Here is a 5,483-nt window from a genome sequence, read left to right on the forward strand (position 1 = left end):
GGGCCCGCCCGGAGGGCGGGCCCCGCGGCGTCATGGGGGTCCCCCCTGGTCGAGCGGAGCCGAGAGCTCGGGGGAGCGTGCTCTCGGCGTGCCGGGCGGAACTCCTCGTGCTGGACCTACTTGGGGTTTCGCCCGGTGCGGCGAGTGGGGGTACCTCCCACGCCCTTGGGGCAGTGGGTGAGCGTGCCAGGGGTCGCGGGGCAGGCGGGACTTTGCGGACACGGCCTAGCCGGCGTCGCGGCGTCGGTCCCGGATCTCGGGGAGTGGCGCGAAGCCGGCTGCCCGGTAGGTGGCGACGGCTGCGGTGTTGGAGCTCGGAGTGCAGACGAGCGCGCTCGACGAGCCCAGCTCCCGCAGGGAAGCCGCCGCGGCGACGGTGATCGCCCTGCCGTGGCCCTGACCGCGATGATCCCGGTGCACACCCATCGGTTCGAGCAGCCCGGGCCTCCCCGGACCGGCCGACCACGCCGTCACCGTCGCCACCGCGTCGCCCCGGTCGTCGTACGCGACCAGACACCGGGCGTCGGCATACGGCGTACCGGCCGCCATCGCGTGCCAGTGCGCATCCGTGAACGTCGACTTGCCGAACGAAGCCCGCTGCACGGCGGCCCGGACATGCGCCTGCTCCGGCCCGATCACCTCGATCCGCACGCCCGGGTCCTCCACCGGCTCCCTGAGATCACGGCGCAGCGGCGTCCACGGCTCGTCGGTGTCCCAGCCGTCCTGGAACAGCAGATCCTGGACCGGGGTGCCGAGCGGCGCCTCGACGTACGCCTTCCCCTCCTTCAGCACGCCGCGCTCCGGCTCGGCCAGGTCGCCCACCAGCCGTTGTGCCAGCTCCTCGTCCTGCTGGGCGTCCGGGGCGATCGTCAGCCGCAGCAGCTCGGGGCCGTCCAGCAGCCCGACGGCGAGGATCCGTCCGTCACGGCTCCAGGTCCGCACCGCCGCGGCCGTCGCCCTCGCACCGAACCGCCAGAACCAGCCCACGTCTCCCGGATGCAGCTGCATCGGCGCCCCGTCGTACTGCCACTCCCGCAGCACGCCCACAGCTTCGCTCAAACCGTCGATGCCCGGCATGTTCAACACCATCGCCATAGCCCGATCTCACACCACCGCTCCGGCGGTACGCAGGGATATGGCGTCATGGGCCGGCTGCCAGTGCCGCGGCAGGCAACGTTTGCGCGTCGCGACGGGGCGAACGTCGCCTGTCGCGGCACTAGTGTCCGGCCCCGTGGACGACAGTGTGTACGTGGGCAACGCCGGCAAGGACGCCGCTGTGGACCGGGGATGGATTCTCGGGCATTTCAAGGACGCCGGGGATCCGCGGCACAGCGAGGCCGTGGAGATCAAGTGGGGGGTGCACCCTCGGGGGGACGTGCGGGCGGAGTGGGTGCGTGGCGAGGAACGTACCGCGCTGCTGGTGCTCGTCAGCGGGCGTTTCCGGGTCGAGCTGCCCGGGCGCAGTGTGCTGCTGGAGCGGCAGGGGGACTACGTGGTGTGGGGGCGCGGGGTCGATCACTCGTGGGTCGCGGAGGAGGAGTCGGTCGTGCTGACGGTGCGGTGGCCGTCCGTGCCGGGGTACGCGGTCCCCCGGGGCGGCTGACGGCTTTGCCGGTCCTGGGACCGGCCACGACCCGCTCATGGGGAGCACCGGGTGCACACTGGCTGTGGGACGAGTGCGTGACTGCGGGGTGATGCAGATGCACAGCCGCTTCCGGAGCGATCGGCGGTTGACCACCCGTATGGGGATCACGCTGTTCCTGCTCGGATTGCTGTACGTGGGGTTCGTCGCGGCGCTGATCGTGCTGCTGAAGTCGTGGGTGCTGGTCGTGGTGATCGCGGCGGCGCTGCTCGGCGCGCAGTACTGGTTCTCCGACCGGATCGCGCTGTACGCCATGCGCGGGCGGGTCGTGGAGCGGGAGGAGTATCCCGAGCTGTACGCGGTGATCGACCGGTTGTGCGCCCTGGCCGACATGCCGCGGCCCGTGATCGCCGTGTCCGCCATGGACATGCCAAATGCATTCGCGACCGGGCGGAACCCCGATCACGCGGTCGTGTGTGTGACGACAGGGCTGCTGCGGCGGCTGAAGCCGGCCGAGCTGGAGGGCGTGCTCGCGCACGAGCTTTCGCACGTGGCGCACAAGGACGTCGCCGTGATCACCGTCGCGTCGTTCCTCGGCGTGATCGCGGGGCTGATCGTGCGGTTCGCCTTCTACTCGCAGCTGTTCGGCGGGGGCAGGAGGGACCAGAACACGGCTGCCGTCCTCGCCGCGGTGATGGGGGTGGCGGCGGCCGTCTACGCGATCAGCTTCCTGCTGATCCGGGCCCTGTCCCGGTACCGGGAACTGGCCGCGGACCGGGCGGCCGCACAGCTCACCGGCCGGCCCTCGGCGCTGGCCTCCGCGCTCACCAAGGTCTCCGGCGACATCGCCCGCATCCCGACCAGGGACCTGCGCACCGCCCAGGCGTTCAACGCCTTCTACTTCACGCCGGCGCTGGGCCGCGAGCCCGGCATCGCGCGGCTCTTCTCGACCCACCCGAGCCTGGAGCAGCGGCTCGACCAGCTGGGCCGGATCTCCGCCGAACTGGGTGAGGCGGCCGCACCCGGAGGGGCGTGATCGACGTATGGGGCTGCTGGACATCCTGCTCGGCCGGACGAAACCGACCGTGGCGGATCTCGACCGGCTCTTCGGGCTGCCCTCGGCTGCCGTGACGCTGGAGGCCGCCACGGGCTTCACGCCGACCGGGCAGGGGGCGGTGTGCTTCGCCACCGTCGAGGGCGCGGCCTTCGAGCAGTCCCACCGTGAGGTGCAGGCCCTGCTGGACGCCGACACCGACCGCGACGGCCCGCCGGTGGAGCTGCTGCGCGACGACTACGGCTACTCCTGGCTGGTCTCCCGCCGCGCGCCCGACCAGCTCTCCGCGCTCGTGAACGACCTGCACGCCGTCAACAGCCAGCTGGAGGCCAACGGGTTCGGCCCTCAGCTGCTGTGCTCCCTGGCCGGGTTCGAGGATCTCTCCGGCCGGCGGCTCGCACTGGTCTACCTCTACAAGCGCGGTACGTTCTACCCGTTCGCGCCCCTGCCGGACGGAACGCAGCAGCGCGACAACGCACTCGAACTACAGGCCCGGGCCGCGCTCTCCGGCGATCTGCGCATCGAGCAGGACCTGAGTCGCTGGTTCCCGGTGTGGGGGGCGCCGGGACTGTGAACGCCGCTCATGCGCCGGGGCCTCGTGAGTGAATGGCCGGATGAGTGAGCTGATCCCTTTCACGCACGCCATCGGCGGCGAACGGCTCAGCGGGCTGTCCGCCGGCGGCGGTGAACCGGCCCGGGCGACGGTCGTGCTGCTGCACGGCGCGGGCAACGGCGGCAAGGAGGCTGGTGCCGCTGCTGACGGAGTTCGCCGCCCGCGACTGCCACGCCCTCGCGTTCGACTTCTCGGGGCACGGGGAGAGCACGGGCCTGCCGCGCGAGCCTGCGCCGCCGCGCGAGAGCGCCAGGAGGGCTTCGCCCGCCTGAGCCCGCCGGCGATCACGGCACCCGGCCGGGCCGCATGAGCGAGCGCCGGGCACCCCGTGGTCGGGGGCACCCGGCGCTCGGATCGGAGCGGCTCAGCGCGCGTACCGCATGAAGGCGCGCACCATGTGGCACGTCGTGTCCGACGGCGGATGGACGCCGATCAGTTCCGCGGTGTCGCGGATCGTCTCGTTGCGGGCCTGGTTCGGCATGTAGACGCCGGAGTCGAGCAGGGCGATGGCGAGGCGCATCGCCTTGAGGCGGCGGTTGTGCGTCACGTACCACTGGCGCGGCCGGCCCGGCGGCAGCGGTCGCTTCTCCACGGGCACGTAGGGCAGGTCGAGCAGGACGGGACGCTTCGCGGTGGACTGGGTGGGCAACGGCTTCGACTTCAGGGCGGCAGCGGGCACAGGCATCCTCCTGTCGCGGTCGGGCGGCTCACCGAAGACGTCGGCACCCCCGGCGCCACCCTCGAACACTGTTTACAGTCTACCGCCCGGCACTGACAACGGGGAGTTCGCAGAGTCCGACAAACACCCAGGTGAGAAAGGGAATTGGCGTTGCGTCACGGCCGGTCCGCGAGGTGCGGGTGGGGCGCCAAATAATCGAACAAGCCGGTCGGCGCGTACCGTGTGCGCATGGAGATCTGGATCAACCCCGCGTGTTCGAAGTGCCGCAGCGCCCTGACGCTGCTCGACGCCGAGGGCGCCGACTACACCGTCCGCCGCTACCTGGAGGACGTGCCGGGCGAGGACGAGATCCGCGGCGTGCTCGAGCGCCTCGGTCTCGAACCCTGGGACATCACCCGCACCCAGGAGGCGGACGCCAAGGAGCTCGGACTCAAGGAGTGGCCGCGGGAAGCCGGTTCGCGTGACCGCTGGATCACGGCGCTCGCCCGGCACCCGAAGCTGATCCAGCGCCCGATCATCACCGCGGACGACGGAACGGCGGTGGTCGGCCGCACCGACGAGGCCGTACGGGACGCCCTGTCGCGCTGACGCACCGAGGACCACCAACCCGCTTGTGGCGCAGGTCACTTGAGTGACTCCTGTAACCACTGAGCAGCCTCGTTCGGTATCTCGTACATAGCGGCGTACGCTCCCCTACCTCTTCAGGAGGCGCGCATGTCGCGCAGGAGAACTCTCGGTACGAAGAAGAAGATCGCGCTGCTGGTGAGCGCGGCGACGGTGGCGGGAGGCGGGGCCTTCGTCATGGCGAGCACGTCGAACGCCACGCCGACTCCCAAGTCGGCGTCGGAATCGACGGTCTGCCTGGGTCTCGCCACCGCCCTCGGCAACAACCAGAAGTTCATCGCGGACCAGCGGGCCAACCCGGACGCGCAGTCCGAGGCGCGGATCGCCAACCGCGAGGCGGTCGTCGCGGAGATCAAGCGGAAGCAGGAGGCGTCGGGGTGCGCCGTCGGGGAATCGGCTCAGGACTCCCAGACCGCACAGCCGTCGCAGCCCGCCCAGTCGGCACAACCCTCGGCCCCCGCCGCATCGGCGCAGCCCGCCGAGTCCGCCCCCGCCGCCGACCCCGGTGGCGGTGCCGCGGCCACCGGGCAGCAGGTGTGCAACGGCTCCACGGTCACGCTCTCCGGCGAGGGCGGTGCGCCTGCCGCGTCCAGCAACCAGTTCCCGGCCGGCACGAAGCTGAAGGTCACCAACCTGGACAACGACAAGTCCACGACGGTGGAAGTCACTTCGGTCTCCGGCAGCTGTGCGCTGCTCAACAACGCGGCCTTCGAACAGGTCCGTGAGCCCGGCAAGTTCCTGATCCGCCGGGCTCTGATCGAGAAGGTGGGGTGAGGCCGTACGACCCGTTGAATCGATGAGGCGGCGGCCACCCCCTCGGCCGCCCCTCGTACGTGTCACCGGTCCTGCTGCCCCCGGCCAGGGACAGCAGGACCGGCGCGTCCGGGCCGTGCGGCGCCGGTCACCGGCTTGACGGAGGGGAGCCGGTGAC

Annotated in this window: 8 protein-coding genes; 6 read left to right on the forward strand and 2 right to left on the reverse strand. The window is 71.4% G+C overall.

The window, feature by feature from the left end:
- Nucleotides 1-225: 225 nt before the first annotated feature.
- Nucleotides 226-1,095 carry a GNAT family N-acetyltransferase gene (locus ACFU3E_RS38075; RefSeq protein WP_384169312.1) on the reverse strand — a complete coding sequence of 290 codons (870 nt, stop codon included), beginning with the start codon at nucleotides 1,093-1,095 and terminating at the stop codon, nucleotides 226-228.
- 136 nt (nucleotides 1,096-1,231) lie between these two features.
- Between ACFU3E_RS38075 and ACFU3E_RS38080 the strand changes: the two genes are divergently transcribed.
- The 4 genes from ACFU3E_RS38080 (at nucleotide 1,232) to ACFU3E_RS38095 (ending at nucleotide 3,521) form a co-directional block, all read left to right on the forward strand.
- Nucleotides 1,232-1,603, forward strand: coding sequence for a signal peptidase I (locus ACFU3E_RS38080; protein ID WP_384169315.1), 372 nt, complete (start codon nucleotides 1,232-1,234; stop codon nucleotides 1,601-1,603).
- A gap of 97 nt (nucleotides 1,604-1,700) precedes the next feature.
- Nucleotides 1,701-2,618, forward strand: coding sequence for a zinc metalloprotease HtpX (gene htpX, locus ACFU3E_RS38085; RefSeq protein WP_384169318.1), 918 nt, complete (start codon nucleotides 1,701-1,703; stop codon nucleotides 2,616-2,618).
- Between the two features lie 7 nt (nucleotides 2,619-2,625).
- The gene (locus tag ACFU3E_RS38090) at nucleotides 2,626-3,210 is read left to right on the forward strand and encodes a hypothetical protein (RefSeq protein ID WP_384169320.1); all 585 of its coding nucleotides are present in this window, start codon (nucleotides 2,626-2,628) and stop codon (nucleotides 3,208-3,210) included.
- A 173-nt stretch (nucleotides 3,211-3,383) separates the two neighbouring features.
- A complete protein-coding gene (locus ACFU3E_RS38095) occupies nucleotides 3,384-3,521 on the forward strand; it encodes a hypothetical protein (protein ID WP_384169323.1) in 138 nt (45 codons plus the stop codon).
- Between the two features lie 92 nt (nucleotides 3,522-3,613).
- Here ACFU3E_RS38095 and ACFU3E_RS38100 read toward each other — a convergent pair whose 3' ends face one another.
- A complete protein-coding gene (locus ACFU3E_RS38100; RefSeq protein WP_248501095.1) occupies nucleotides 3,614-3,928 on the reverse strand; it encodes a hypothetical protein in 315 nt (104 codons plus the stop codon).
- Nucleotides 3,929-4,156: 228 nt separating this feature from the next.
- Here ACFU3E_RS38100 and ACFU3E_RS38105 point away from each other — a divergent pair, with 228 nt between their 5' ends.
- The gene (locus ACFU3E_RS38105) at nucleotides 4,157-4,516 is read left to right on the forward strand and encodes an arsenate reductase family protein (RefSeq protein WP_384169326.1); all 360 of its coding nucleotides are present in this window, start codon (nucleotides 4,157-4,159) and stop codon (nucleotides 4,514-4,516) included.
- A gap of 126 nt (nucleotides 4,517-4,642) precedes the next feature.
- Complete coding sequence (locus ACFU3E_RS38110; RefSeq protein ID WP_384169329.1) at nucleotides 4,643-5,326, forward strand: hypothetical protein; 684 nt, start codon at nucleotides 4,643-4,645, stop codon at nucleotides 5,324-5,326.
- The last annotated feature ends 157 nt before the right edge of the window (nucleotides 5,327-5,483 follow it).

The organism is Streptomyces sp. NPDC057424 (assembly GCF_042803315.1).
Lineage (GTDB): Bacteria > Actinomycetota > Actinomycetes > Streptomycetales > Streptomycetaceae > Streptomyces.

Excerpts from the sequence above, each read along its gene's own strand:
- ACFU3E_RS38075 (WP_384169312.1), bottom strand. The coding sequence starts at position 1,095 with ATGGCGATGGTGTTGAACATGCCGGGCATCGACGGTTTGAGCGAAGCT.
- ACFU3E_RS38090 (WP_384169320.1), top strand. The coding sequence starts at position 2,626 with ATGGGGCTGCTGGACATCCTGCTCGGCCGGACGAAACCGACCGTGGCG.
- ACFU3E_RS38105 (WP_384169326.1), top strand. The coding sequence starts at position 4,157 with ATGGAGATCTGGATCAACCCCGCGTGTTCGAAGTGCCGCAGCGCCCTG.
- htpX (WP_384169318.1), top strand. The coding sequence starts at position 1,701 with ATGCACAGCCGCTTCCGGAGCGATCGGCGGTTGACCACCCGTATGGGG.
- ACFU3E_RS38110 (WP_384169329.1), top strand. The coding sequence starts at position 4,643 with ATGTCGCGCAGGAGAACTCTCGGTACGAAGAAGAAGATCGCGCTGCTG.